Source organism: Bacillus sp. C28GYM-DRY-1 (assembly GCF_030519405.1).
GTDB classification, from domain to species: domain Bacteria; phylum Bacillota; class Bacilli; order Bacillales; family Bacillaceae; genus Bacillus; species Bacillus spizizenii_A.
In genome coordinates this window covers 1-26,322 of record NZ_JAUMKF010000006.1, presented here as the reverse complement: position 1 = coordinate 26,322, position 26,322 = coordinate 1, and the positions used below count along the sequence as shown (strand labels likewise).

At 45.2% G+C, this 26,322-nt stretch carries 26 protein-coding genes and 1 riboswitch; of the genes, 2 read left to right on the top strand and 24 right to left on the bottom strand.

Annotation, left to right across the window (positions count from 1 at the left end; all coding sequences use genetic code 11):
• Positions 1 to 9: 9 nt before the first annotated feature.
• The 9 genes from rph to sdhC all read right to left on the bottom strand — a co-directional run bounded on the left by rph (position 10) and on the right by sdhC (position 7,576).
• Positions 10 to 747 carry a ribonuclease PH gene (rph, locus tag Q3W56_RS07715; RefSeq protein WP_268397883.1) on the bottom strand — a complete coding sequence of 246 codons (738 nt, stop codon included), beginning with the start codon at positions 745 to 747 and terminating at the stop codon, positions 10 to 12.
• 110 nt (positions 748 to 857) lie between these two features.
• Positions 858 to 1,952 carry a spore germination protein GerM gene (gerM, locus tag Q3W56_RS07710; protein ID WP_302895064.1) on the bottom strand — a complete coding sequence of 365 codons (1,095 nt, stop codon included), beginning with the start codon at positions 1,950 to 1,952 and terminating at the stop codon, positions 858 to 860.
• A 113-nt stretch (positions 1,953 to 2,065) separates the two neighbouring features.
• Entirely contained in the window at positions 2,066 to 2,884 is an 819-nt protein-coding gene (racE, locus tag Q3W56_RS07705; RefSeq protein WP_302895063.1) for a glutamate racemase, read from the bottom strand.
• A gap of 7 nt (positions 2,885 to 2,891) precedes the next feature.
• Complete coding sequence (locus tag Q3W56_RS07700) at positions 2,892 to 3,332, bottom strand: MarR family winged helix-turn-helix transcriptional regulator (RefSeq protein WP_302895062.1); 441 nt, start codon at positions 3,330 to 3,332, stop codon at positions 2,892 to 2,894.
• Between the two features lie 234 nt (positions 3,333 to 3,566).
• On the bottom strand, positions 3,567 to 3,791 hold the full coding sequence (gerE, locus tag Q3W56_RS07695) for a spore germination transcription factor GerE (RefSeq protein ID WP_003184172.1): 225 nt from the start codon (positions 3,789 to 3,791) through the stop codon (positions 3,567 to 3,569).
• Between the two features lie 115 nt (positions 3,792 to 3,906).
• Entirely contained in the window at positions 3,907 to 4,350 is a 444-nt protein-coding gene (locus tag Q3W56_RS07690) for an acyl-CoA thioesterase (protein WP_302895061.1), read from the bottom strand.
• A gap of 59 nt (positions 4,351 to 4,409) precedes the next feature.
• On the bottom strand, positions 4,410 to 5,171 hold the full coding sequence (gene sdhB, locus Q3W56_RS07685; RefSeq protein WP_019715296.1) for a succinate dehydrogenase iron-sulfur subunit: 762 nt from the start codon (positions 5,169 to 5,171) through the stop codon (positions 4,410 to 4,412).
• Positions 5,172 to 5,173: 2 nt separating this feature from the next.
• Entirely contained in the window at positions 5,174 to 6,934 is a 1,761-nt protein-coding gene (gene sdhA, locus Q3W56_RS07680; protein ID WP_019715297.1) for a succinate dehydrogenase flavoprotein subunit, read from the bottom strand.
• Between the two features lie 33 nt (positions 6,935 to 6,967).
• Positions 6,968 to 7,576, bottom strand: coding sequence for a succinate dehydrogenase cytochrome B558 (sdhC, locus tag Q3W56_RS07675; protein WP_003222512.1), 609 nt, complete (start codon positions 7,574 to 7,576; stop codon positions 6,968 to 6,970).
• Positions 7,577 to 7,867: 291 nt separating this feature from the next.
• On the opposite strand from sdhC, the gene Q3W56_RS07670 reads away from it, so the two are divergent.
• Positions 7,868 to 8,314 carry a YslB family protein gene (locus Q3W56_RS07670; RefSeq protein ID WP_019715298.1) on the top strand — a complete coding sequence of 149 codons (447 nt, stop codon included), beginning with the start codon at positions 7,868 to 7,870 and terminating at the stop codon, positions 8,312 to 8,314.
• A 43-nt stretch (positions 8,315 to 8,357) separates the two neighbouring features.
• On the opposite strand, the gene Q3W56_RS07665 is transcribed toward Q3W56_RS07670, so the two are convergent.
• The 14 genes from Q3W56_RS07665 to zapA form a co-directional block, all read right to left on the bottom strand.
• Positions 8,358 to 9,587: an aspartate kinase gene (locus Q3W56_RS07665; RefSeq protein ID WP_268397889.1), complete on the bottom strand. Its 1,230-nt coding sequence runs from the start codon at positions 9,585 to 9,587 to the stop codon at positions 8,358 to 8,360.
• A gap of 125 nt (positions 9,588 to 9,712) precedes the next feature.
• Positions 9,713 to 9,892, bottom strand: a riboswitch (Lysine riboswitch).
• Positions 9,893 to 9,956: 64 nt separating this feature from the next.
• Positions 9,957 to 11,729 carry an excinuclease ABC subunit UvrC gene (uvrC, locus tag Q3W56_RS07660; protein ID WP_019715300.1) on the bottom strand — a complete coding sequence of 591 codons (1,773 nt, stop codon included), beginning with the start codon at positions 11,727 to 11,729 and terminating at the stop codon, positions 9,957 to 9,959.
• Between the two features lie 135 nt (positions 11,730 to 11,864).
• On the bottom strand, positions 11,865 to 12,179 hold the full coding sequence (gene trxA, locus Q3W56_RS07655; RefSeq protein WP_003222500.1) for a thioredoxin: 315 nt from the start codon (positions 12,177 to 12,179) through the stop codon (positions 11,865 to 11,867).
• Positions 12,180 to 12,505: 326 nt separating this feature from the next.
• A complete protein-coding gene (gene abfB, locus Q3W56_RS07650) occupies positions 12,506 to 13,993 on the bottom strand; it encodes an alpha-L-arabinofuranosidase AbfB (RefSeq protein WP_302895058.1) in 1,488 nt (495 codons plus the stop codon).
• A 213-nt stretch (positions 13,994 to 14,206) separates the two neighbouring features.
• Positions 14,207 to 15,184: an electron transfer flavoprotein subunit alpha gene (etfA, locus tag Q3W56_RS07645; RefSeq protein WP_302895057.1), complete on the bottom strand. Its 978-nt coding sequence runs from the start codon at positions 15,182 to 15,184 to the stop codon at positions 14,207 to 14,209.
• Positions 15,185 to 15,219: 35 nt separating this feature from the next.
• Positions 15,220 to 15,993 carry an electron transfer flavoprotein subunit beta gene (etfB, locus tag Q3W56_RS07640; RefSeq protein ID WP_302895056.1) on the bottom strand — a complete coding sequence of 258 codons (774 nt, stop codon included), beginning with the start codon at positions 15,991 to 15,993 and terminating at the stop codon, positions 15,220 to 15,222.
• A 14-nt stretch (positions 15,994 to 16,007) separates the two neighbouring features.
• On the bottom strand, positions 16,008 to 16,784 hold the full coding sequence (locus tag Q3W56_RS07635; protein WP_302895055.1) for an enoyl-CoA hydratase: 777 nt from the start codon (positions 16,782 to 16,784) through the stop codon (positions 16,008 to 16,010).
• A 14-nt stretch (positions 16,785 to 16,798) separates the two neighbouring features.
• Entirely contained in the window at positions 16,799 to 17,383 is a 585-nt protein-coding gene (fadR, locus tag Q3W56_RS07630) for a fatty acid metabolism transcriptional regulator FadR (protein ID WP_003222489.1), read from the bottom strand.
• Positions 17,384 to 17,500: 117 nt separating this feature from the next.
• Positions 17,501 to 19,183: a long-chain-fatty-acid--CoA ligase LcfA gene (lcfA, locus tag Q3W56_RS07625; RefSeq protein WP_302895054.1), complete on the bottom strand. Its 1,683-nt coding sequence runs from the start codon at positions 19,181 to 19,183 to the stop codon at positions 17,501 to 17,503.
• 188 nt (positions 19,184 to 19,371) lie between these two features.
• Positions 19,372 to 19,776: a DUF350 domain-containing protein gene (locus tag Q3W56_RS07620; protein WP_003222485.1), complete on the bottom strand. Its 405-nt coding sequence runs from the start codon at positions 19,774 to 19,776 to the stop codon at positions 19,372 to 19,374.
• 14 nt (positions 19,777 to 19,790) lie between these two features.
• Complete coding sequence (locus tag Q3W56_RS07615) at positions 19,791 to 22,148, bottom strand: endonuclease MutS2 (RefSeq protein WP_302895053.1); 2,358 nt, start codon at positions 22,146 to 22,148, stop codon at positions 19,791 to 19,793.
• 20 nt (positions 22,149 to 22,168) lie between these two features.
• Entirely contained in the window at positions 22,169 to 23,881 is a 1,713-nt protein-coding gene (gene polX, locus Q3W56_RS07610; protein ID WP_302895052.1) for a DNA polymerase/3'-5' exonuclease PolX, read from the bottom strand.
• Between the two features lie 71 nt (positions 23,882 to 23,952).
• The gene (locus Q3W56_RS07605; RefSeq protein ID WP_302895051.1) at positions 23,953 to 24,486 is read right to left on the bottom strand and encodes a CvpA family protein; all 534 of its coding nucleotides are present in this window, start codon (positions 24,484 to 24,486) and stop codon (positions 23,953 to 23,955) included.
• Positions 24,487 to 24,492: 6 nt separating this feature from the next.
• Positions 24,493 to 24,750: a cell division protein ZapA gene (gene zapA / locus Q3W56_RS07600; protein ID WP_003229534.1), complete on the bottom strand. Its 258-nt coding sequence runs from the start codon at positions 24,748 to 24,750 to the stop codon at positions 24,493 to 24,495.
• A gap of 133 nt (positions 24,751 to 24,883) precedes the next feature.
• On the opposite strand from zapA, the gene rnhC reads away from it, so the two are divergent.
• On the top strand, positions 24,884 to 25,825 hold the full coding sequence (rnhC, locus tag Q3W56_RS07595) for a ribonuclease HIII (protein WP_302895050.1): 942 nt from the start codon (positions 24,884 to 24,886) through the stop codon (positions 25,823 to 25,825).
• Here rnhC and Q3W56_RS07590 read toward each other — a convergent pair.
• The coding region (locus Q3W56_RS07590) for a transposase (protein WP_302895049.1) at positions 25,820 to 26,322 on the bottom strand (503 nt) is incomplete at its 5' end. The two genes, rnhC and Q3W56_RS07590, sit on opposite strands and share 6 nt — an antisense overlap.

The window sequence follows — 26,322 nt, the reverse complement described above, 5'->3', positions numbered from 1 at the left end:
TTTCTGTCTTTATTTCAGTTCTGGCAGAGAATCACCCAGCACTTCTTTTTGCTTGTCAATCAGTTCCTGAATGCCTTTTTCTGCAAGACCGAGAAGACCGTTCAGATCCTCCCTTGAAAAAGTCGCCTCTTCCCCGGTTCCCTGCAGCTCTACAAAACGGCCGCTGCCAGTCATAATGACATTCATGTCAACTTCAGCGGAGGAATCTTCTTCATAATTTAAATCTAACAAAATCCCCTGTTCCTTATCAATTCCGACAGAGATCGCAGCAAGAAAATCAGTGATCGGATTTGCCTTGATCGTTCCCGCTTTGATCAGCTTGCCAATCGCAATTGCCATAGCAAGAAATGCACCTGTAATGGAAGCGGTTCTTGTCCCGCCATCAGCCTGAATGACATCACAGTCAATCCAAATTGTCCGTTCACCGAGCTTTTCCAAATCAACGACTGCCCGAAGCGCGCGGCCGATCAGGCGTTGAATCTCCATTGTTCTGCCGGAGATTTTCCCCTTAGAAGATTCTCTGATTGTTCTTTGGTTTGTTGCCCGCGGCAGCATGCTGTATTCAGCTGTAATCCAGCCTTTTCCTCCCCCTCGTAAAAATGGCGGCACGCGGTCCTCAACCGACGCGTTGCAGATTACTTTTGTATTTCCTGCTGTTATTAGAACAGAACCTTCCGGATGGCTGATAAAATCCAAATCGAATGTGATTGGACGCAGCTCATCATGTTGTCTTCCGTCATGTCTCATGTTTTACCTCCGATTATATGTACATAAACCATTTTTGTCCCGGAATTGAATAAAGAAAGAGGCAGCCGGAACGCTAACCTCTTTCTTTCTAGTATATCAAAAATTCCAATTTAAAAACTACCCGTATTCACTTGAGAAGGTCTGGAGACCGGTTCTGTGAGCTTTTCACCCTTTTCATTTACAAGCTCTGATTTCCCGTTTACTTTAACAGAGACACTTTTTACGTCCGGTTGCTCCGTTAACGTCAGCACAATGCTATTCAGCACTTCTGAAGAAATCATTTTCGTCTTTTCGTCGGCGCTGCCGAATATAGATTGATTAAAATCTAACGTTACCCGTCCGTCTTTGATTTTCGGTTTGCTGACCAGCTTTACATCTTCACTGAAGTCTGTTAACAGCCCGCTCACCTTGCTTGGGCCTTTAGCCAATTCATTGATCGCTGCTGTGATGTCGTCTTTTTCTGAATTGTCGATCCGTTTTGTCACCGGCACGTAGTACTCACTGTCTTCGTTTTCCGCCAAATAATAAACTGTGAGCGGATGTGTTGCAGTGAGATCATTCACCCCAGATGTTTCCATGTTAATCCCGTCTTTACGGCTTAAATCATCTGTAATCGGCGTGCCGCCTACAGGCATCTCCTTCAGTTCATGGCCGTTTATTCTGAGCTTCACTTTATCTATTGAACTGAATTGCGTAAGTGTCCATGTCACAGACTGAACGATTTTCTGTTCGTCTTCCTTCTTATAATTTTTAAATTCACTAGAGAAATCAGCTATTGCTGTCCCATCTTTTTTGATGTCAACATTAACGGTTGTGTCAGCCGGCAATACGGCTCTGAAGCCATTCGGAAGAATTTCTGACACAGGTCCGCCCTGAACGAGGTATTCAAGCGCCTGTTTGGCCGTGCCTTCACTTTTCGGAAGGGGCAGCGTTTGTGCTACGACATACCCGTTTTTATCAATGAGATAAAGCTCCCTCATGACTGTAGATGAGACTTGATCCGTTGTATCATTTGTTTTGCTTTCTGTTTTTTCGGTTACTGTTGTATTTGAATTGGCCCCCGCTTCATCGTTCACGTATGTAACGTCTTGAGGCGGATCAATTTCCTCGGCTGCCTTATCAGATTGAAACAAACCGCAACCGGTTAAAAGCAAGGCAGAGGTGAGACAAGTGGCACCAATGACTGCAGGTCCTTTTTTCAGCATACTTTTCCCTCCTAAGACTGTTTGTACTATCATGTATACGAGCCTTATTAGGAAATAGACCGAAGAATTCAGGCAAAACAGAAAAAAACCGCAACATGCCGTTGCGGGAATAATTATCTTCTAATCGGTTCTAGCAGTGAGATGCATTCCACATAGCCCACCTCATGGCCAAACCAGTCATCTGCAATCTTTGCAAACTGATCACGCGCTCCTGTTGTCAGGAACTGATGATCCGGAACAACCGGAGACTGGTTCAGCAGCCCTTTATATGAGAGAATCGTGCTGACTTCCCTTGCTGTTTCATCGCCGGACGAAATAATGTTTACGTGCTCTCCCATATATCTCTGAATGGATTCTTTTAAAATAGGATAGTGGGTGCAGCCTAAAATCAGCGAATCAATCGATGTGTCTTTTAAAGGATACAGCGATGCTTTGACAATCTCGTCTGCTGTTTTGTCAAGAAACTTCCCGCTTTCCACAAAAGGCACAAGCAGAGGGCAGGCTAGGTTCTCAACCTTCAGATCAGGATTTAATGCCAAAAGCGCCTCTTCGTACGCATTGCTCTTAATCGTGTTCTCAGTACCGATAACACCGATATGCTGATTTTCCGTTACTTTTATCGCTGCTCTCGCACCCGGCTGAATCACTCCGACCACAGGTATATCGACACTGCGCTGGATATCTTCCAATGCGATCGCTGTTGCTGTGTTGCAGGCGATCACAAGCATTTTGATATGGTGGTTTTTGAGTAAATAGTTCGTCAGCTCCCACGTATATTGAAGAACTTCTTCTTCAAGGCGCGGTCCGTATGGACACCGTTTCGTATCCCCGACGTAGATAATATTTTCTTTTGGTAACTGTCTCATGATTTCCTTTGCAACGGTTAAACCGCCAACCCCGGAATCAATGACTCCTATTGGTTGTTCCAACAAAATCGCCTCATTTTCTCTTCATTTCATGCTGCAGTTTCATCAATGACTTTTCGAAGATGGCTATTTCTTCATCTGTAAACGTTTCGAACATATCACGCAGATATTCCTGCCTTTTGGTAATGACCTCTTGGATAATCCGTTCTCCTTCAGGCAGCAAATGTATCCTAACGACGCGTCTGTCGGCCGGGTCCTTGACCCGTTCAACAAGCTCATTTTTTTGCATGCGGTCAATTAAGTCCGTTGTCGTACTGCATGCTAAATACATTTTGCCCGATAATTCGCCGATTGTCATATCTCCTAATTCATAAAGCCATTGCAGTCCGACAAATTGCGGCGGTGTAATCGCATATTGGTTAAGGATTTCTCGTCCTTTTTGCTTAATGATCGCGGCAATGTGGCGGAGTGACTTTTCAATATCCGCAACATGCTCCGAAGGTTTTGATGTCATTTGTCCATCCCTCACTCAAGGATCTCTTACGCACAAAGCGTTCCGTGTCTATTTTCCTTCTTTTTTGAAGAAAATGCAAGACTCGCTGGAGAGAAATAGAGGACTCTAGGCAAACAACATCAAATAAAAAAATTGGTTTTACGCCCTTGCCATCCATTCCAAATATGGTTTCGAACATTCCAAACAAACAGCAATAACCGGCTCCTTCCTGAAAAGAAGGAATACCGGCAAGGATTAAAGCTCTAGCTCACCCATTCTAAGAAGCTCAACAACGGCTTGCGAACGCCCTTTCACACCCAATTTCTGCATGGCATTTGAAATATGGTTTCGAACGGTTTTCTCACTGATAAATAGCTCGCTTGCAATCTCCTTTGTTGTCTTATCTTGAACGAGCAATTCGAACACTTCTCTTTCTCTTTTCGTTAGCAGCGGCTTCGATTGAAATTCTTTCTCCTTCAAGTATTGTAACCCTCCTTGCTAAGGTGAGAGCGAATCAGAAACGAATGGGTTTTGATATAGTCGAGATATCATATGTAAGAAGGGCACAGGAGGTGACGTTTACAAGAGAATTAGTTTATGGTGTATGGAGAAGGGTTTGTTTTTCCTCATCCGTCCAGCTGACAGCCTTGCCGCTATCCTTTGAGACTTGAACCATCACAACTGCTCCGGTGAAGCAGGGTTCACCTTCGCGGTTCTCTCCGAAATAGTGCAGGGTAAGAGATGAGCTACCGACAGCACTTGTTTTCACATAGATGCGCAGCTCTTCATAAGGCATAACTTGGCGCAAATAATCGCATTGCTGGCTTGCCACGACCGTCATGGTCTGTTTGTTTTCATTCATCATATTCAGCTTTTTAAAATAAAAAATCCGTGCCTCCTCAAAATATATAAAAGGCGTTACATTATTCATATGTCCAAACATGTCCGTCTCGGAAAACCGCACGGATACTTCATTAAAAAAAGAAAAGGATGTTTTCCATTCTTGGAACGGCATATCAATATAAGCGGGTAGCTTCATCTTTATTCATCTCCTTATTGTTAAAAAAACCTCTCCCATGCGGAAGAGGTTTTTTCTTCTTATACTCTGTCGCTTCCGAAGAAATTGCGGAACGCTTGTAAGTTTGTATCTCTGTTCAAGGCTGCAATAGATGTAGTAAGCGGGATGCCTTTCGGACAGGATTGAACACAGTTTTGCGAGTTGCCGCAATCTGCAAGGCCGCCTTCATCCATCAGTGCTTCTAATCGGTCAGATTTATTCATGGCACCTGTCGGATGTGCGTTAAACAGGCGGACCTGAGACATCGGTGCCGGCCCCATGAACTTCGATTTGCTGTTCACATTCGGGCAGGCTTCGAGGCAGACGCCGCACGTCATGCATTTTGATAATTCATATGCCCATTGACGGCGTTTTTCCGGCATTCTCGGTCCCGGTCCTAAATCGTGCGTACCGTCAATCGGTATCCACGCTTTTACCTTTTTCAATGAATCAAACATTCTGCTCCGGTCAACCTGCAAATCACGCACGACTGGGAATGTTTTCATTGGTTTTAAGCGGATCGGCTGTTCAAGCTGGTCGATAAGTGCCGTACAAGACTGGCGGGGCTTTCCGTTTATGACCATTGAACATGCGCCGCATACTTCTTCAAGACAGTTCATATCCCAAGTGACAGGGGTTGTCTTTTCACCTTTCACGTTAACCGGATTCCGGCGAATTTCCATCAAAGCGGAAATGACGTTCAGGTTCGGGCGGTATGGAACCTCAAATTCTTCATCATAAGGCGTGCTGTCAGCTGTATCTTGACGTGTGATAATAAATCGTATGGTTTTTTGTTCACTCATGATTATTTCGCCACCTTCTTCTTCGAGTAATCCCGTTTCCGAGGCGTTATCAGTGAGACATCGACATCCTGATACTCAAATTCCGGCGCTTCATACGGGCTTACATGTTTAGCCATTGTTGTTTTGAGCCATTCATCATCATTACGTTCAGGATAATCCGGTTTATAATGGGCGCCCCGGCTTTCATTGCGGTTGTATGCGCCAAGGGTAATCACCCTTGCAAGCTGAAGCATGTTCGAGAATTGGCGTGTGAACATTGCCCCCTGGTTGCTCCATTTTGTTGTGTCATTGATGTTGATCTTTTTAAACCGCTCCATTAATTCCTGAATTTTGTCATCCGTTTTCAATAACTTGTCGTTATGGCGGACAACTGTGACGTTCGCCGTCATCCACTCCCCAAGCTCTTTGTGAAGAACATAGGCATTTTCGGTTCCGTCCATATTCATAATCTCAGCCCATTTTTCTTCTTCTTTTTTAACGTGAGCGTCGAATAAAGATGAAGACATGTCTTCTGCTGAAGATTCTAAGCCGTTTACATATTTCACCGCATTCGGCCCGGCCACCATTCCTCCGTAAATTGCGGAGAGCAGGGAGTTTGCCCCCAAGCGGTTGCCGCCGTGCATGGAGTAATCACATTCCCCCGCTGCAAAGAGTCCCGGGATGTTTGTCATTTGATCGTAATCCACCCATAAACCGCCCATTGAATAATGGACCGCCGGGAAGATTTTCATCGGAAGCTTCCGCGGGTCGTCTCCCATGAATTTCTCATAAATCTCAATGATGCCGCCAAGCTTGATATCAAGCTCTTTCGGATCTTTATGAGACAAATCGAGATACACCATGTTTTCGCCGTTAATGCCGAGCTTCTGGTTGACGCACACATCAAATATTTCGCGTGTCGCAATATCACGCGGCACCAGGTTTCCATAAGCCGGATATTTCTCCTCTAAGAAATACCATGGCTTACCGTCTTTATATGTCCACACGCGTCCGCCTTCACCGCGCGCTGATTCACTCATCAGTCTTAGTTTGTCATCGCCCGGTATGGCTGTCGGGTGGATTTGAATAAATTCTCCGTTTGCATAATACGCTCCCTGCTGATAAACGATTGACGCAGCAGACCCTGTGTTAATCATGGAGTTCGTCGATTTTCCAAAAATAATTCCCGGTCCGCCCGTTGCCATGATGACAGCGTCTGAACGGAAGGATTCAATTTGCATGCTTGTCAGGTTTTGCGCAACAATTCCGCGGCAGGTTCTGTCATCATCTAATACAGCGCCAAGGAATTCCCAGCCTTCGTATTTTGTAACCAGACCCGCAACTTCGTATCTGCGCACTTGCTCGTCCAGTGCGTAAAGCAGCTGCTGTCCCGTCGTCGCACCCGCATAAGCTGTTCTGTGGTGCTGTGTACCCCCGAATCGGCGGAAATCAAGCAGTCCTTCAGGCGTCCGGTTAAACATGACGCCCATCCGGTCTAATAAGTGGATGATAGAAGGCGCCGCTTCACACATCGCTTTAACCGGCGGCTGGTTTGCAAGAAAGTCTCCTCCGTATACAGTGTCATCAAAATGTTCCCACGGAGAGTCACCTTCCCCTTTTGTATTGACCGCTCCGTTTATGCCGCCTTGCGCACAAACTGAATGAGAACGTTTGACAGGAACGATGGAAAACAGCTTAACCGCCATTCCTGATTCCGCTGCTTTAATTGTCGCCATGAGGCCGGCAAGACCCCCGCCGACTACGATAATGCTTGATTGACTCATGATAGCCCCTCTCCCTCTAGTAATCTAGTACTCTTATACAAATGCAAAAATCGCTTTTAAGCCTACGTAAGACAGTGCAACAAAAATAATCAGCGTAACGTATGTCGAAATTCTTTGAGAACGAGGCGTTACCGTGATGCCCCATGTAACAGCGAAAGACCATAAACCGTTCGAGAAGTGGAAAATTGTTGATAAAACACCAACAATGTAAAAGCCAAGCATAGCCGGAGAGCTCAAGATATTCGCCATCATGTCGAAATTGACCTCAGCGCCCATTTGTGCGGCAATACGGGTTTCCCACACGTGCCAGCTCACGAAAATGAGGGTGATGATACCGGTTACACGCTGCAGGACGAAGAGCCAGTTTCTCATATAGCTGTATTGGCCTGCGTTATTTTTTGCAGTAAACGCTATGTACACACCATAAACTGCATGATAAATTAATGGTAAGAAGATTATAAAAATTTCCAAGGCATACCTGAAAGGCAGACTATCCATAAAATGAGCAGCACTATTGAATGCTTCAGCGCCCCTTGCGGCAAACTGGTTGACGACTAAATGCTGAATGAGAAAGATGCCGACCGGTATGACGCCAAGCAAGGAATGCAATCTTCGAAAATAAAACTCTCTGTTCCCAGACATTACTTTACCCCCTGTTTGATAAGTGCGAAATGTGCTAAATCTCTTCCCCCACTTCTTTCAATTGTAAGCACTTTATTAAGATTTATTGACAATTTCATTTTACTCCTCCCTCAAAAGGGCGTCAAGAAAACGCGTACATAAATTATAATTTTCCGAATTGAATAGTTGATTTAAAAATTTTATTTTATCAATATATGTTTCTGTTTAATTTTTCATAAGAATTATAGGATCATTCTGTAATCCTCCCCCCTGTTTGGGCTATAATATACCAAGGAGAGAGGGGAGACAGATATGAAGTCTAAATTTGAAGCATCTATTGACAACCTAAAAGAAATTGAAATGAATGCCTATGCCTACGAACTAATACGAGAGATCGTTCTCCCAGATATGCTTGGCCAAGATTACTCTTCCATGATGTATTGGGCAGGGAAACATCTCGCCCGTAAGTTTCCTCTTGAATCATGGGAGGAATTTCCGGCCTTCTTTGAAGAAGCGGGCTGGGGAACCCTCACCAACGTAAGTTCTAAAAAACAGGAGCTTGAATTTGAACTTGAAGGGCCGATTATTTCCAACCGGCTTAAACATCAGAAAGAGCCATGCTTTCAGCTGGAAGCAGGTTTTATTGCTGAACAAATTCAATTGATGAATGACCAGATTGCTGAATCATATGAACAAGTGAAAAAGAGAGCCGATAAGGTGGTTCTGACTGTGAAATGGGATATGAAAGACCCTGTGTAATCAAAAAGGCGGTGACTGCATAGTCCCGCCTTTTTGATTGTCATTACACAGCTGAAGGATGTTTTGAAAGCTCAAATGCATCGTGCAGCGCTTCGACCGCTTTCACCATGTCATTTTCGCTTACGACTGTTGAAACTTTGATTTCAGATGTGCTGACCATTTTGATTAATATGTTTTTTTCCGCCAGTACAGCAAACATTTCAGCCGCTACACCAGGATTTGAGACCATGCCGGATCCGACAATGGATACTTTGGCCAATTTGCTTTCTGTCTCGATTTTCTCGAATTCAAGCGCGTCTTTATACTCTTCAAGCACCTCAACGGTTTGGTCTGCGTCTTCTGTTTTAACAGAGAAGGAAATTCCAGTCTGATTGTCTCCAGCCTGCGTTTGGATAATGATATCGACGTTAATGTTTCTTTTGGCAAGTGTTGTAAAAATGGTAGATAGGGTTGTCAGGCCGCCAGTCAGCCCGTAAATGGTTACCCTTGTAATTTGATCTTCAAACGCAATCCCTCTGACAATTAAATTTTGCTCCATGGATGATTCCTCCTCAATTAATGTTCCCGCTTCTGTTTCTGTACTTGAACGCACTTCTAAAGGCACTTGGTAATTTTTCGCGAACTCAACGGCTCTCGGATGAAGAACGCCGGCGCCCAAATTGGCAAGCTCAAGCATTTCATCGTATGAGATGCCGGCAAGTTTTCTCGCTGATTTCACATAGCGCGGATCGGTAGTAAACACGCCGGGCACGTCCGTGTATATATCACATTTATCCGCTTGTAATGCGGCAGCCAAAGCAACTGCAGTTGTGTCTGAACCGCCCCGGCCCAATGTCGTGATTTCGCAATCCTCTGTCATGCCTTGGAATCCTGCGACAATAACAATTTTTCCTTGCTCAAGCTGGTCTGCTAAAACCGAAGTGTCAATATCTGTGATTCTGGCGTTTCCGTGAACGGCTTCCGTGCGGATTCCCGCCTGCCAGCCGGTATAGGACACAGCGTCATAGCCTTTTTCCTGCAGCGCCATTGAAAGCAAGGAAATGGTGACCTGCTCGCCCGTCGCCAGCAGCATATCCATTTCTCGTTTGCTCGGCTGGTCAGAAATTGCTTTTGCAAGACCGACCAATTCGTCAGTGGATTTTCCCATAGCTGAAACGACAACAACGACTTGATGGCCCTTCTGTTTTTCTGAAATCGCGCGGTTTGCCGCATTTTGAATTTTTTCGACTGAGCCGACAGAAGTACCTCCGAATTTTTGTACAATAAGACCCATGTATAACCACCCTTTACATTTTGGTTCGTGCGGGTGAGGAGAAAGAGTGCTTTGTCCACAATAAAAAAAGCAACGAGAGGAATTTCTCTCATTGCTTACATTTAATCATCATGAATGATTATGAACAACGAGATAGCCCTCCAAGAAAATGATTTCTTGACAGCCTTACATTTATTCAATGCACGGCCAGCAAATAATACCGATGGGGTTTTATTTGCTTCGGCGACGCTCCCCTTTCAGCCTTTTTCACAGAATCCATCTTTCTCCAAAGGCTTACTCTTGAAGTTCGCACCTCTATCTTCACCATATAACACGATCTAACTATGAAATTAGTTCACATTTTATCAGATCTTTTTTAAAAGGACAACATTATTTTTGCAATTTATCGTAAAGCAGCTGAGCAACCGCTGCGGGTACACCTGCTTTTTTGATGTCCTCAAGGCTTGCTTCCTTCATTTTTTTAACCGAACCGAAATGCTTTAACAGCATTTTCTTTCTTTTCTCTCCGATACCCGGGATGTCGTCCAATACGGATTGAAACGCGCTTTTTCCGCGGATTTGCCTGTGAAAGCTGATTACAAAACGGTGCACCTCGTCCTGAATGCGCTGCAGGAGGTAAAATTCTTGACTGTTCCGTTCCAGATACACCGTCTCCAGCGGATCGCCAATTAATAAATTTGAAGTTCTGTGTTTTTCGTCTTTGGCTAAACCGGCGATCGGGATATCCAAGCCAAGTTCATTTTCAATAACATCCCTTGCAGCGTTGATCTGCCCTTTTCCTCCGTCAATGATGATCAAATCAGGCAGAGGCAGATTTTCGCGAAGCACTCTCGTATAGCGTCTTCTGACGACCTCTCTCATTGAGCCGTAATCATCCGGTCCCGTAACGGTTTTGATTTTATATTTGCGGTATTCCTTTTTGTTCGGCTTGCCGTCGATAAACACGATCATCGCGGAAACCGGGTTTGTCCCCTGTATGTTTGAGTTATCAAACGCTTCAATTCTGTGCGGAGTATAAATATTCAGTGCCTCACCGAGTTTATGCACAGCCCCGATTGAGCGCTCCTCGTCCCGTTCAATTAAGGAGAATTTTTCTTTCAGCGCGATTTTCGCGTTTTTATGGGCCAGCATAAGCAGTTCTTTTTTCGAGCCTTTTTTTGGCTGGTGGACGTTTGTTTCCAGCAGCTGCTCGATCATGGATTGATCAACGCTGTCCGGAACTAAAATTTCCTTTGGAAGGAAGTGGTTGTTTTTTGAATAGAACTGCCCGATGAATGTCAGAAACTCTTCATCTGCTTCCTGATAGAGCGGGAACATGCTGACATCGCGTTCAATGAGCTTTCCTTGGCGGATAAAAAAGACCTGTACGCACATCCAGCCCTTATCATATGCGTACGCGAATACGTCACGGTCGACTAGATCGTTCATCGTCATTTTTTGTTTTTCCATCGTTGATTCAATATGGGCGATTTGGTCGCGAAGCTCTTTTGCCCGTTCAAACTCTAGATTCTCAGCAGCTTCATGCATTTTCCCTTCAAGCTCTTTTTTGACCTCATTATAGCCGCCCTTTAAGAAACGGGTAATGCTTTCAACCAGTTCTCTGTTGGTCTCTTCGGAAATGTCCTTTACGCACGGAGCGAGACATTGGCCCAGATGATAGTAGAGGCACACTCTGTCCGGCAGCTTGGAGCATTTTCTGAGAGGGTACAGACGATCAAGCAGTTTTTTTGTTTCCCTTGCGGCCTGAACATTCGGGTACGGCCCGAAATAGCGCCCTTTGTCTTTTTTGACATTGCGGGTGACAATCAGCCTTGGGTGGCGTTCATGGGTGAGTTTTATGAAAGGATAGGTTTTGTCGTCTTTCAGCATGACGTTGTATTTCGGATCATGCTTTTTGATCAGATTCATTTCTAAAATAAGCGCTTCTAGATTGGAGGACGTCACGATATATTCAAAATCCTCGATTTCCGTCACAAGCCTTTGTGTTTTCGCATCATGAGAACCTGTGAAGTAGGAGCGCACTCTGTTTTTCAGCACTTTTGCTTTTCCTACGTAGATCACAGTCTGCTGCCGGTCTTTCATGAGATAACACCCGGGCTGATCGGGAAGGAGGGCGAGTTTTTCTTTCAGTTGTTTGTTCATATATTACCCTTCCTTAAGTTTATTCCTTTGTTTCCAGTTTAACACGAACGTTTGTTTTTCTCTATGCTTCACGATTGGTGAATAAAAAAAGCGATCCCTCAATCGGAATCGCTCTGGCATGTCGGCAGCCGAAAATTAAAGATGTTTGTTTACAAGCTCTTGAAGCGCTTCTTTCGGTTTGAAGCCGACAGATGTTTCAACAACTTCTCCATCTTTTAAGACAAGAAGTGTCGGGATGCTCATAACGCCGTATTTGCCGGCTGTTTCTTGGTTCTCGTCTACATCGATTTTTACGATTTTCAGTTTGTCTCCCATTTCTTGATCTAGTTCTTCAAGAACAGGTGCAATCATTTTACAAGGTCCGCACCAAGGAGCCCAGAAGTCAGCCAGTACGACGCCTTCGCTTGTTTCAGCTGAGAAAGATTGATCAGTTGCTTTTACGATAGCCATTATTGTATTCCTCCAATTGTGAAATGATGATTTTTAGTATAGCATCTCCCATTCGTTCACGCTATTTTAATGCTTACAAATTATTTTTTCCTGATCACAATCGCTTTACTCATGTTTATCTGGATTGAATGGGTTATGTCACTTTTCATTAAAACACGAATCTGATAATGGCCCCAATGACTACAATCGCCCCAATGATCATTAGAATGGTACGAAGCATAGAATAACATCTCCTCTTCACTGTCATGTACCTTTACCATGCCCTGCCGGAGCTGTTTTAAAACATGAAAAGAGCGCCGGCATGAAGCTCCGGCGCTCTCGCTCGATCAAGAATCAGCACGCAACGTGAGTAAGACGACTGACATTGGCGGGAGTTTTACCTTCAGTTTGTTTTTGTTGAGCGTGTATTGGCTGAAAGATTCCGGTTTGACGTGATGAGGATTCTCAAACGTGTTATGTGCATTCATTTTGTCAGCTGTCAGAATGACACCGGAATGGTCCGCTGCCTTGTGAAGACCCCTTAGCTCGATCTCAGCCTCCGCTTTGTTTTGGTGATCGATGTTGCAGATTGTGATATTGATATCGCCTTCTGCATGTTTCGAGGCTGAAATACTGATTTGCGGCAGCGTTTCGCCCTTCCATTCATAGTCAGCAGACGTTGTTTCAGTGTCTAAAAGAGAAGCGTCCTGGTGTACCTTAAACATATCAAATACATGGTACGTCGGTGTCAAAAGCATCTGCTCTCCCTCAGTCAAAATCATTGCTTGAAGAACGTTTACTGTTTGGGCGATGTTGGTCATTTGCACTCGGCGGCAATGCTGATGGAAAATGTGGAAATGAGAAGCCGCCACCAGTGCATCACGAATGGTGTTTTGCTGATACAGGAATCCAGGGTTCGTGCCTGGCTCAGGATCAAACCACGTGCCCCATTCATCAATAATCAGCCCGACCCGCTGCTCCGGATCGTACCGGTCCATAATCGTGCCGTGTTTTTGAATCAATTCATCGATGTATTTGGCTTTTTTCATCGTAATGAACCATTCATCCTCCGTGAATTCTGTAGCTGATCCTTTGCCTTTCCAGAAATCACCCGGAATCGTGTAATAATGAAGACTCAATCCGTCCATCAGGCCAGCGGCTTTTTTCATGAGTACGTCCGTCCAATGAAAATCGTCCACATTTGCGCCGCCTGCAATTTTGTATATTTCATTTCCGCTGTAATTGCGGACATAGGTTTGAAAACGCCGGTACAGATCTGCGTAGTATTCAGGATGCATGTTGCCGCCGCAGCCCCAGTTTTCATTGCCTACGCCGAAATATTTCAGCCGCCAAGGCTCCTCTCTTCCATTTTGTTTTCTCCAGTCTGACATTGGCGTGCCTTCTTCAAACGTCATATACTCAATCCATTCCGCCATTTCCTGAACCGTTCCGCTTCCGACATTGCCGCAAATATAAGGCTCGCATTCAAGCAGCTCGCAAAGCATCATAAATTCATGCGTTCCGAATTCATTTGATTCGACTGTACCGCCCCAATGCGTATTAAGCATCGACTTACGGTCACCGACACCGTTTGCCCAATGATATTCGTCCGCAAAACACCCGCCCGGCCACCTAAGGACAGGAATATTCAGCTGTTTGAGCGCTTCCAGCACATCCTTTCGTATTCCGTTTATGTTGGGAATGTTCGAGTCCGTTCCGACCCAAATCCCCTCATAAATCCCTCTACCTAAATGTTCGGCAAAATGACCGTATATGTTTTTGTTAATGGTTCCTTTTACAATATCTGTTTGGATCACTGCTTGATGTTCAGACATGCATGATCATTCCTTTCATACGAATATGAAAAGCACCACAGTCAAATATGAGTTCTGTCTTTTGCCTGAGGAGTCAGCATGAATGTAAGCGCTTTTAAAGTAACCATATTATATATGTTCGTACATGTCAACGAAATATTTTATAAAATTTATATTTGTACGTATGTATTTAAAGATATCAAAGCCCCGAACTTCAGCAGTCCGGGGTTTTCTTTACGAGTGTATATTTAATTGTTTGAATTCCTCCGTTAATAACGGGACGACTTCAAATAAATCGCCTACAATGCCGTAATCCGCTATTTTAAAGATATCCGCTTCGGGATCTTTATTGATGGCGACTATCACCTTGCTGTTTGACATGCCGGCCAAATGCTGGATGGCCCCGGAAATGCCACAGGCAATGTACAAATCCGGGGTAACGACTTTCCCGGTCTGCCCGATTTGGAGAGCGTAATCGCAATAATCAGCGTCACACGCCCCGCGAGATGCCCCGACTGCAGCTCCCAGCACCTTGGCAAGCTCTTGCAGCGGCTGAAATCCTTCCTTGCTTTTAACTCCGCGGCCGCCTGCAACGATAATTTTGGCTTCGGATAGATCAACCCCGTCCGCGGTTTTTTTCATGACTTCTTGAATTACGGTGCGGAGGTCAGTAAGAGAAACATCAATGCTTTCAATACTCCCTGACCTGCTGGCGTCTTTTTCTGAAGCTTGAATATTATTAGGTCGAATCGTTGCAAAAATCAGCGGGTCGGTTGAAATGACGCGTTCAAATGCTTTCCCCGAGTAAATTGGCCGCGTGAACACGACATTCTCGCCGGTAACGCTTACATCTGTAGCATCAGAAATTAAGCCTGTTTGCAGCCGGGCCGCGAGTTTCGGTGAAAAATCTTTGCCCATTGCCGTGTGCCCGCATATGACTGAATCGGGTTTTTCTTGGTCAATAATGACCCTCATGACCTGGCTGTATCCGTCTGCCGTGTATGCTTTCAGCTTCGGATCCTCGGCAGTGAGAACTTTATCGGCTCCGTAATGGATAAGCTCTTGTGCAACGCTTTGTACATTTTCTCCGATGAGAACCCCGACGACTTCTCCATCGCCTGAAATGGTTCTTCCTGCAGCTAATGCTTCAAAGGTGACATTCCGCAATTCTCCATCGCGAATTTCTCCGAGTACGATCACTTTTTTTCCCATTCTAACATCCCCCTGTTTCTTTGAATGTCCAAGCTTTAAATGACTTTAGCTTCGCTGCGGAGCAATGAGACGAGCTCTTTTGCCTGTTCGGCAGGCTCACCTTGGAGAACCTTCCCGGCTTCTTTTTTCGGCGGCAGAAAACGTTCAATGGTTTTCATCTTAGATTCGGCATCCTCTTCGTCCAGATCAAGATCATCAAGTTCTAGCTCTTCAAGCGGTTTTTTCTTGGCCTTCATAATACCCGGAAGCGATGGATAGCGTGGTTCATTCAAGCCCTGCTGAGCTGTGACAAGCAATGGAAGTGTTGTTTTGATTTTTTCAACATCACCTTCGACGTCCCTTTCTGCTTCTGCATCAGTGCCGCTGATTTCGAGTTTGGTGATTGTTGTGATGCACGGAATGTCCAGCAGCTCGGCAAGCCGAGGCGCTACTTGTCCGGAACCTCCGTCAATGGCAACATTTCCGCCGAGAATCAAATCAAACTCCTGATCCTTCATATAGTGGTATAAAACTTGAGAAATGGAATATTGGTCGGGCTCCTCGAGATCATCTTCTATGTTGATTAAAACGGCTTGGTCACATCCCATGGCAAGCGCAGTGCGCAATTCTTTCTCCGCTTCTTCGCCGCCGACAGTGACGGCGGTGATCGTGCCCCCGTGCTTTTCCTTCAGCTGGATGGCTTCTTCTATCGCGTATTCATCGTATGGATTAATAATCCATTCCGCTCCGTCGTCCTGAATCTTTCCTGCTTCAATGACGATTTTTTCTTCTGTGTCAAACGTCCGTTTCATCAGTACAAATAGATTCATGATCATATCCCCTTTTATTCACCTTTGAACTGAGGCTTTCTTTTTTCGAGAAATGCCTGGATGCCTTCTTTGGCGTCCTCTGACTCAAATGCTTCTCCAAACCGTTTTGCTTCAAGCTTTAAGCTGCCTTCATAGGAATACACCTTATTGGAATAAAGAAGCTCAAGCAGGGATGCCAGCGTTTGCGGGCTTTTTTCAGCAAACTTAGCGGCAAGTGCCTTTGCTTTTTCAAGCACTTCTGCTTCATCTTTTGCTCCAATTGACACAAGTCCGAGATCAAGCGCTTCTTTTCCGGATATCGGTTCTCCTGATCCGATGAGCTCTAGTGCTTTGGCTGTACCGACATATCTCGGAAGACGCTGTGTTCCCGCAAAACCCGGTATAATACCAAGGTTAAGTTCCGGGAGCCCCAGCTTGGCGTCTCCTGCCGCAATTCTAATATGACAAGCCATCGCAAGCTCCAGCCCGCCTCCAAGAGCAGCACCGTGAATTGCCGCGATAATCGGTTTTGGGAAGCCTTCAATTCTTTCCATTAGCTGCTGGCCGCGCTCGGCCAGCAGTGAGGAATCCTCATTGTCTTTAAGCGATGTAAATTCTTTAATATCAGCACCGGCTGAGAAAAATCTTCCTTCACCATGAATGATAATGCTTCGCACGCCTGCATCTGTCTCACATTGATCTAGACAGGAGGACAGCTCTTCTAATATCCGGCTGGAAAGCGCATTTGCCGGCGGATTGTGAATCGTTAAGAATGCCACAAATTGATCAACCGCAAGTGAAATTGCATTCATAGGACAGAACCCCTTTACTTATTGTGAATTCCGGACACCAGCAATTCTAAAACGCTGTCTGACAAGGCAGCGAGATCGTACTTTTGGTCATTCATCACCCAAGTTGTCACGGTCTCGTCAATCGTTCCAAAAATCATCTGCCGGGCGAGGCGGACATCGAGGCCTTCTTTTAATTCGCCTGATTGTATGCCTTCCATCAAAATGCTATCCAAAATATTTAAGTAGCCTTTTAATATTTCATTGATTTTCTGCCGCAGCTCCAAGTTTGACTGGCGGAGCTCAAGCTGAGTGACAATCGCGAGATTATGGTCATCCGCTAAAAGGGAAAAATGCTTTGAAATCACAAGCGCCAGTTTCTCTTTCGCTGTTGTCTTTTCTTTTATGTCCTCTTCCATCCGCTCAATAAATTGACCCATTTTTTCTTTAAAAAGAGAAATTAAAATGTCTTCTTTGTTTTTGAAATACAAGTAGATGGTGCCGTCCGCCACTCCGGCTTGTTTGGCAATCTTGGATACCTGTGACTGGTGGTAGCCGTTTTCCGCAATAACTTCTACTGCTGCATCAATAATCTGCATATACTTTGGCCGTTTTTGCTTCAATGTTCATCGTTCCTTCCTATAGAAATGAATGACTATTCATTCATAATTTCATGATAAAAAGGATTTGCGGCTTTGTCAAGTTTATTCGCAGGTATTCTCTTTTTCTTATGTCATTTGTTATTTGACATGATGATTTTCGGCTTCTTCTTCAAGTAAACGCCTTCTTAAAATTTTTCCGACTGCCGTTTTCGGCAGCTCTTTTCTGAACTCGTAGGCTTTTGGCACTTTGTAGGGAGCGAGGCGGGATCTCGCAAAAGTGTCCAGTTCTTCTGCATCGGCTTTTGCGCCTTTCTTCAACACGACAAACGCTTTTACTGTTTCTCCTCTATAGGAATCAGGCACACCGGTAACGACAATTTCCTGGATGGCCTCATGTTCATAAAGTGCTTCTTCTACTTCACGCGGATAAATATTGTAGCCGCCGGCGATGATGATATCCTTCTTCCTGTCGGCAATATAGAAAAAGCCCTCTTCATCCATGTAGCCCATGTCTCCGGTGAACAGCCAGCCGTCTCTCAATACAGCGGCAGTTTCCTCCGGTTTGTTCCAATATCCTTTCATGACTTGCGGACCTTTTACAATGATTTCTCCATGCTCATATGGAGCGGCATGCTCACCCGTCTCTTCCGAATAGATCGCTGCGTCAGTACTCGGCCAAGGACAGCCAATACTGCCTGGCTTGTTTTTCCCCCAGATAAAATTGGCATGTGTCACTGGGGATGCCTCAGACAAGCCGTAGCCTTCCACAAGGTTTCCGCCAGTCACCTTTTCAAATTTCTGCTTTACCTCCACAGGGAGTGCGGCTGATCCGCTAAGACAGCTTTTAATGGATGACAGATCATAATGCTGCAATTCGGGGTGATGCAAAAGGCCAATGTAAATTGTCGGTGCGCCAGGAAAGAGCGTCGGTTTTTGCTTGTCGATGATTTTGAGCGTTTCGAGCGGATCAAACTTAGGAAGAAGAATCATTTCGAAGCCTAGTTTAATTGAATAATTCATCACTGCCGTCAGTCCGTAGACGTGAAAAAACGGGACGATCCCAAGCACTTTTTCAGCCCCTTCCTTCACATCGTACATCCAAGCGGAGCACATTTCTGTATTGGCCAAAATGTTTTGGTGCGTGAGCATGACTCCTTTTGGTGCCCCCGTTGTTCCTCCAGTATATTGGAGGACAGCGATATCATGTTCAGGGTCGATCTTTGGGATTGTCAAGAGCTCAGTTTTTTCCTCTTTCATACTTGAGGCGAATGTGTGAATGTTAGCTTTTTTGTCATAATCGACATGCACTTTCTGTTTTTGCGTCAGCATGTAAAGAATATTCTTCGGAAAAGGCAAATAATCTTTTACGCTGGTAATCAATATCTGACCCACTATTGATAACGTTTTCATTTTTATTGCCTTCGGGAAAAGTAAATCTAAGGTGATGATCACGCTTGCCTCAGCATCTCTCAGCTGGTATTCAAGCTCGTGCTCGGTATAAAGCGGATTCGTCTGCACCACAATGCCACCGGCAAGCAAAACGCCATAATAAGAAATCACTGTTTGCGGGCAATTGGGCAGCATGACAGCCACTCTGTCTCCTTTTTGCAGGCCATTGCCCTGCAAAAAAGCTGCGAGTTTAAGAGCATCCGTCATAATGTCATGAAATGTGAGTTTTTTTCCATAAAAAGATATTGCGGTTTTGTCAGGGAATCGTGTGGCGGAGTCTGTCAGGATGGATTGCAGGGTTTTGTTTGGCAACGGAAGCTCGTGCGGGATATCGTCGGGATACTCGGCAAGCCATGGCTTTTGAGACTGCATAAAACCTCCCCTTTCGGTTTTAGAGTTCCACCCTATCATTATAGCAGATGGACGGCAAAAAAAAGAAAAAGAAAGGTAAATCTTTCTTTTTCTCATCATACGAACAGATATATAAGACCAATGAACAAAAAGATTCCCGCCGCGGCGAGCAGTACTTTTGCAAGCTTTTCCATCTATTCTCCGTCCCCTTATATACCGGCTGCCACCACAAATGAAAGCCCGACAGAAATGACAAATGAAATAAAGCCGACAGCCCGGTTATCATTCTCAATTTCCTTATCAATTTTAAAGCGCGGAGTCAAAAACTCAAAAATAAAGTAGCTTAGCAGAAGCATAACAAATCCATAAACGCCCCAGCCGATCATCTGCAGCAGAGAATTGTGCTGGGAGATGGAATGCTGAAATACGTTTGCGATTCCTAAAATTTTTCCGCCGGTCGCCATTGCCACCGCAAGATTTCCTTTTTGAATCTCTTCCCAGTTTTTATAAGCCGTCACTAGCTCAAACACAGTCAAAAAGAGGACGAGGCAGAGAACCGCGACACTGTAATACGCCGCGATTTCCACAAGCTCGTTTTCCCAAAAATCACTCATGGCCATACTCCCTTTTATTTTAGTTCAACAACCGTAACGCCTGATCCTCCCTCACCTGCTTCACCGAAACGGGAGCTTTTGACGCTGCGGTGGTTTTTCAGAAGATCCTGCACGCCTTTTCTTAAAGCGCCGGTTCCTTTTCCGTGGATGATTGACACTCTTGGATATCCGGCTAACACTGCATCGTCCAAGTATTTCTCAACACGGCTCAGGGCATTTTCATAGCGTTCGCCGCGAAGATCAAGTTCAAGCGATACGTGATAATCCTTTCCCTTAACCGCCGTAATGATTTTTTCTTTTTTTGGTTCCGGAGCTGATTTGATAAACTCCAGGTCTTTTTCTTTTACTTTCATTTTTAATATGCCGATTTGAACATTCCACTCATTGCCGCCGGTTTTTTCAAGCAGTGTTCCTTTTTGCCCGAAGGTAAGGACTTTCACCTCATCACCTGGCTTGAAGTCACGTTTTTGCGTTTTTGTTTTTTCCGGTTTTTTGGACTTTTCAAAGGTAGGAACTGCGCCTTCTAACCGTTTCTTCGCGTTGATCAGCTCGTGATCCTTGAAGGATTTGTGTTCTTCTTTTATTGAGCGCAATTCATGAATGATGTCTTCGGCTTCTTTCATTGCCGCTTTTACTTTTTCAGCCGCTTGCTGTTCAGCCTCCTCGAGCATTTTGTCTTTTTTGCTGTTGAGCTCGATGATCTGCTGCTGCAGCTCTTTATGCAGTTTTTCTGCTTCTTTTCTAATTGATTCTGTTTCAGAAAGCTCTTCTTCCGCACGTTTTTTGCTTTGTTCCAGCGACGCAATCATCGTATCGACTTCGTTATGCTCGGCTGTCATTTCTGATTTCGCCTGCCCGATGATATGGTTCGGGAGCCCAAGACGTTTTGAGATTTCGAAGGCGTTGCTTCGTCCCGGCACACCAATTAAAAGTTTATAGGTCGGCGACAGCGTTTCAATGTCAAATTCCACGCTGGCATTCATGACGCCTTCTCTGTTATAGCCGTACGCCTTCAATTCCGGATAATGCGTCGTGGCCAACACTCTTGCATGAGTGCGATGTACGTCATCCAAGATGCTCATAGCGAGGGCCGCCCCTTCTTGCGGGTCTGTCCCTGCGCCCAGTTCATCGAAGAGCACTAGGCTGTTTTCATTGACCTGTTCTAAAATGCCGACAATGTTCACCATATGGGATGAGAACGTACTTAAGCTTTGTTCAATCGACTGTTCATCGCCGATATCAGCGAATACATGCTCAAATACCGCGGCTTCTGATCCTTCATCTGCGGGAATATGAAGACCGGATTGCGCCATCAAGGTTAACAGGCCTAACGTTTTAAGGGTGACTGTTTTCCCCCCGGTGTTTGGTCCTGTAATGACAATGGTAGAAAAATCGCCGCCAAGCTCGATGTCATTGGCAACCACCTGATCAGGCGGAAGCAATGGATGGCGGGCTTTTTTCAAACGGACAAAGCCATTGTCGTTCATGACCGGTTTTGTCGCTTTGACCGCTTTTGCGTACCTTGCTTTTGCAAAGATAAAGTCAAGTGTCTGCAGGACGCGCAGATCTTGAAAAAGCTCTTCTGTGTGTTCAGCCGTTTGCTCTGTCAGCACGCGCAAAATGCGCTCAATTTCTTGTTTTTCTTTCACTTTCGCCTGCTGAAGCGAGTTGTTCATATCTACAATTGCCTGTGGTTCTATGAACAGTGTCGCGCCTGAGGAAGAAGTGTCGTGCACAATTCCTCCGTAGCTTGATCTGTACTCTTGTTTGACCGGGATCACAAAGCGGTCATTCCGAATCGTAACAATCGTATCAGACAGCATTTTTGAGGCGGAAGAGGAGCGCAGCATTGACTCTAACCGGTCTCTGATTCTCGATTCAAGTGTTCTGAGCTGTGTGCGGATTCCTCTTAATGTTTCCGACGCGTGATCAAGCACTTCTCCGTGATCATCGATGCAGGAATTAATGTCCCGCTCTAAATCGGACAGCGTGATAAGCTGTTCAGCATGCTGATGGATTAGCGGAATGTCGACGCCATCTTCAGCCATTTGGCTGATAAAATGTTTCATTTGTTTAACTGCATAAAGCAGGCCTGAGATTTCAGTGAATTCTGAGGGACTGAGTACGCTGCCGATTTCCGCCCGTCTTAACGCTCCTCTGATATCAGTAAGGCCGCCAAATGGCGCCTGGCCTCTCAGCCTGATAATGGCAGAAGCTTCGTCTACTTCATCCAGCTGTTTTTTAATTTCGTCAATAGAAGCAGAAGGCTTAAGCTCGAGAAGCATTTCTTTTCCGAGCGATGAAGCGGCATGCTCAATAACCTGTTCTTTCACTTTATGAAATTCAAGAGCTGATAATACTTTTTGCTGCACGATTGTGTGAGCCTCCTTACTTAATCGTTGCGCTTCAGAAATGCCTCTACCTCTTCAAGCGATCGGGCATTCAGAACGTTTTTCGTTTCCGTCCATCCTTTGCGCGCGGCAGTAACGCCGGTTTTCATATCGTCTAACATCTCAATATTATGGGCATCAGTATTAATCACCAATGTAACGCCTTGTTCGTTTGCTTTGATTAAATGTTCTGTGCGCAGATCGAGACGCGCAGGGTTGGCGTTGAGTTCAAGCGCCGTATTTGTTTTCTTCGCAAGCTCAATCAGCTTGTCAATATCAATGTCGTAACCTGCCCGTCTGCCGATCAGGCGTCCGGTCGGATGTGCGATAATGTCAACATGCTTGTTGGTCAGCGCCGTCTCAAGCCGTTTCATAATGACGTGTTCCGGCTGATTAAAGCTGGAATGAATCGATGCAATGACGATATCCATTTCCGCCAGCACGTCGTCATCATAATCAAGCGTGCCATCAGGCAGAATATCCATCTCGACACCTTTCAAGATACGGAAATTCTTGAATTCCGCATTGAGCGCGTCAATTTCTTTTGCCTGCTGCTTTAGTCTTTCTGCAGTCAGCCCGTTGGCAACCTTTAAATATTGCGAGTGATCGGTAATCGCCATATATTGATAGCCTTTATTCATGCATGCTTCAGCCATCTCTCTAATCGAAAAGGCACCATCGCTCCACGTTGAGTGCATGTGGAGATCTCCTTTGATTTGCCCCGGCTCTATGAGTTCAATGCTGTCGCTGTAGGTTTCCACTTCTTGCCCGCTTTCACGGAGCTCCGGCGGAATCAGCGGCAGGCCGAAGTGCGCATAAAATTCACGTTCACTCGGAAATGTTTTGATGTCTCCGGTTTCAACTGTCTCGACGCCGTATTCACTGATCCGCTCGCCGCGTTCTTTCGCGATTTGGCGCATCTTAATATTGTGATCCTTTGATCCCGTAAAATGATGAAGTGTTGTTGGAAACTGCTCTTCCGTCACAAGACGGAAATCGACGCTTGTTTCATATTCAAAGGAAAGGATTACAGATACCTTCGTATCTCCGCTCGCGATCACGCTTTTGATGTTTGGCAATGCAAGAAGCTGCTCTCTTACTTCAGCCGGGTGATCTGTGGCAATGATATAATCCAGATCCTTCACCGTTTCCCGCGCTCTGCGGAGACTCCCGGCACGAGAAAATTTGATGATATCCGTAAATTGAGAAAGGTGCTCTTCAATGTCCCGGGCGATCCGGAGGGCGTAGCCGATCGGGAACCGTTCAGGCTGTTTTCCGGCTTCTCCGAGCGCCTGTAATATTTTTTCTTCTGATTTTTTGCCGAAACCCGCAAGACCTTGTACCTTTTGCTGTTCACAGGCTTCCTTCAGAGATTCTGCATCATGTACACCGAGCTCTTTATACAGCTTTGCGATTTTTTTGCCGCCGAGCCCCGGCAGCTTTAATAAAGGCACGAGCCCTTCCGGCACTTCTTTCTGCAGCGATTCGAGCGTGCTTGACTTTCCTTCATCTATATACTCTTTAATGACGCTGTACGTTCCTTTCCCAATGCCTGACAGCGACATCATATCGTCGATTTCTGATAAGCTGCGGTCGTCCTGTTCCAGGGCTGCCGCTGCTTTTCGGAAGGCGGATACTTTAAACGGGTTGTCCCCTTTGAGTTCCATGTAGACTGCAATGGTTTCAAGCAGCCGGATAATGTCTTTTTTATGCATACAATAACCCCCAGACGTTCACATATGTTTTCATCATACTCGAAAAAAACTTCTCCGGACAAGAGAAGTTTTTATGCTCCGTACTGTGTCCACAGCTCTTCTAAAAGCCCTGACAAATACGGTGTATGGTTAATGATCACATTTGCGAGAGACGATTGCCCCATCATTTGCTGCAAACCATCTACCGGAAGCACGGATGCGACATACAGCAGCACAAATGTAAATAAATAGACTTCTAGAAAACCGAGAACAGCGCCCAGCAACTGGTTAATTTGTTTGATCACCGGAATGCCGGCGACAATACTCAGGAAAGAGCCGATGATTCTCAGTAAAATTTTAGCGATGATGAATAAAACGATAAACGCGATCGCATTATAGTAGGCCGCTTCCAAATTTCCCGTGAAAAAAGAAAGAGCCGGCTGTCCCGCTGAAAAGTCTGGTGCGGGAATCCACTTTAAATGCGGCGCCACATTTTTATAAAATAAAGCCGCAATGGCGATCGATAAAATAAAGCTCGTCAAGCGGATAAACTGCAGGATGAAACCGCGTTTCAACCCCAGTAAAGTCCCCATCAGGAGCAAGATTAAGATGATGATATCTAGCATAGTTGTTCAATCCTTTTCTTTAAGCTGACGCTCCAATTTCTCACATTTCTCTTGTAATTTGACATAATCGTGCACCACATTTACCGCTGTCAGCACTGCAAGTTTATTTATATCAAGATATGGATTTTTTTCATTGATTTCTCTCATTTTATCATCAACAATTCCGGCGACATACCTCATATGGGCTCTGCTTTCTTCACCGACAATCGTGAAGTGCTGGCCGTAAATGTCAACGGTTGTTTTTGTTTTTTTGCCGTCAGACAACGTTTCTCCTCCATTCCGCGAGAATCCTAGTTCTTATCATAACATGTTTATTAAATGAATGGAAAGACGAGCCCCCCGCTGTTATGATACACTGGTATATACAGCGAATAGTGTAAAAAAAGGAGATTATTACGTGTCCCATTCTGTGATAAAAGTATCGTTGTCTGCTATTGACCAAATGAAAACGACATACAGCGGTTCGCTTACTGCCTCTGTTCCGCAGGGAGCCGTTTTTCAGGCGAAACCGCCAGGCTGTACCATTACAGCATATAAATCCGGCAAGGTCCTGTTTCAAGGCAAAAACGCAGCGGCAGAATCCGCGCGCTGGGGAACAGCAGAGCCGCAGGAAAAGAAGAAAACGGCCAAAAAGCTGGCTGATCCCCGTTATGCCCCTCCGGCAGATATCGCCAGCATGTCTGTTATCGGCTCTGACGAGGTTGGAACCGGAGATTACTTTGGCCCGATGACAGTTGTATGCGCGTACGTCGACAAAACGATGCTTCCCTTAATGAAGGAACTAGGTGTTAAGGACTCTAAAGACTTAAAGGATCCGCAAATCATCGAGATTGCCCGAAACCTGATCAAAACCATTCCATACAGCTTGTTGGTTTTAAAGAATGAAAAGTACAACAGCATGCAGGAAATAGGCATGAGCCAAGGGAAAATGAAAGCTTTGCTGCACAATCAAGCCATCACCCATTTGTTAAGAAAAATGGATGGGGTAAAGCCTGAGGCCATTTTGATTGATCAATTCGCTGAGCCAGGCGTCTACTTCAATCATTTAAAGGGCAGAGACATTGTGAGGGAGCGGACCTACTTCAGCACAAAGGCTGAAGGCATTCACTTGTCAGTCGCTGCTGCTTCAATCATTGCAAGATATTCGTTTTTAATGGAAATGGATAAACTGTCGCGCGAGGCAGGAATGACACTTCCGAAAGGGGCCGGCCCGCACGTGGATGAAGCGGCTGCAAAGCTGATCCTCAAAAAAGGGGCATCCGCTCTCAGAACCTTTACAAAACTCCATTTTGCCAATACGCAGAAAGCGCAGCGCCTTGCTGATAAAAAACGCTCATAGAAAAAGCTTGCAGAGAAATCTGCAAGCTTCAGACTGTTGACAAAATAGTCGGATCTTTATGATCCGACCTATTTTTGTCCAATTTATTCTGTTTTTCGGTCGAATAGGCTGGCGAGTTGGTCCTTTCCAAGTCCAATTCGCCAGTTTTTTTAGATTCATGGCAGCGAAAACAAGCATCGCCTGCATGGACAATTTTTTCTTTCCCCTTAGGGTTGTCCAGCGCAGGCCATGCTTGTGCTTTAAATCCGCAAAAACCCGTTCAATCGTTTCTTTGCGTTTGGCATAGATTTGCCTATTCTCGTCCGTATGCCGCAAATGATCGACCTCATCTAAATGATCCTGCCATAGATGCCGATGGATTACTTTTTGATGATTTCGGCTTTCCGTACATTGACTCAGTAATGGGCAATGTTCACATCGTTTTGGATCTGACGCATAAACCCGGTAGCCCTCTCTGTTAGTTGTGCGATAAGTCAGAACGTGGTTTTCAGGACAAA

Excerpts from the sequence above, each read along its gene's own strand:
- rph (WP_268397883.1), bottom strand. The coding sequence starts at position 747 with ATGAGACATGACGGAAGACAACATGATGAGCTGCGTCCAATCACATTC.
- gerM (WP_302895064.1), bottom strand. The coding sequence starts at position 1,952 with ATGCTGAAAAAAGGACCTGCAGTCATTGGTGCCACTTGTCTCACCTCT.
- Q3W56_RS07700 (WP_302895062.1), bottom strand. The coding sequence starts at position 3,332 with ATGACATCAAAACCTTCGGAGCATGTTGCGGATATTGAAAAGTCACTC.
- Q3W56_RS07690 (WP_302895061.1), bottom strand. The coding sequence starts at position 4,350 with ATGAAGCTACCCGCTTATATTGATATGCCGTTCCAAGAATGGAAAACA.
- sdhB (WP_019715296.1), bottom strand. The coding sequence starts at position 5,171 with ATGAGTGAACAAAAAACCATACGATTTATTATCACACGTCAAGATACA.
- sdhA (WP_019715297.1), bottom strand. The coding sequence starts at position 6,934 with ATGAGTCAATCAAGCATTATCGTAGTCGGCGGGGGTCTTGCCGGCCTC.
- sdhC (WP_003222512.1), bottom strand. The coding sequence starts at position 7,576 with ATGTCTGGGAACAGAGAGTTTTATTTTCGAAGATTGCATTCCTTGCTT.
- Q3W56_RS07670 (WP_019715298.1), top strand. The coding sequence starts at position 7,868 with ATGAAGTCTAAATTTGAAGCATCTATTGACAACCTAAAAGAAATTGAA.
- Q3W56_RS07665 (WP_268397889.1), bottom strand. The coding sequence starts at position 9,587 with ATGGGTCTTATTGTACAAAAATTCGGAGGTACTTCTGTCGGCTCAGTC.
- uvrC (WP_019715300.1), bottom strand. The coding sequence starts at position 11,729 with ATGAACAAACAACTGAAAGAAAAACTCGCCCTCCTTCCCGATCAGCCC.
- trxA (WP_003222500.1), bottom strand. The coding sequence starts at position 12,179 with ATGGCTATCGTAAAAGCAACTGATCAATCTTTCTCAGCTGAAACAAGC.
- abfB (WP_302895058.1), bottom strand. The coding sequence starts at position 13,993 with ATGTCTGAACATCAAGCAGTGATCCAAACAGATATTGTAAAAGGAACC.
- etfA (WP_302895057.1), bottom strand. The coding sequence starts at position 15,184 with ATGGGAAAAAAAGTGATCGTACTCGGAGAAATTCGCGATGGAGAATTG.
- etfB (WP_302895056.1), bottom strand. The coding sequence starts at position 15,993 with ATGAATCTATTTGTACTGATGAAACGGACGTTTGACACAGAAGAAAAA.
- Q3W56_RS07635 (WP_302895055.1), bottom strand. The coding sequence starts at position 16,784 with ATGAATGCAATTTCACTTGCGGTTGATCAATTTGTGGCATTCTTAACG.
- lcfA (WP_302895054.1), bottom strand. The coding sequence starts at position 19,183 with ATGCAGTCTCAAAAGCCATGGCTTGCCGAGTATCCCGACGATATCCCG.
- Q3W56_RS07620 (WP_003222485.1), bottom strand. The coding sequence starts at position 19,776 with ATGAGTGATTTTTGGGAAAACGAGCTTGTGGAAATCGCGGCGTATTAC.
- polX (WP_302895052.1), bottom strand. The coding sequence starts at position 23,881 with ATGCATAAAAAAGACATTATCCGGCTGCTTGAAACCATTGCAGTCTAC.
- Q3W56_RS07605 (WP_302895051.1), bottom strand. The coding sequence starts at position 24,486 with ATGCTAGATATCATCATCTTAATCTTGCTCCTGATGGGGACTTTACTG.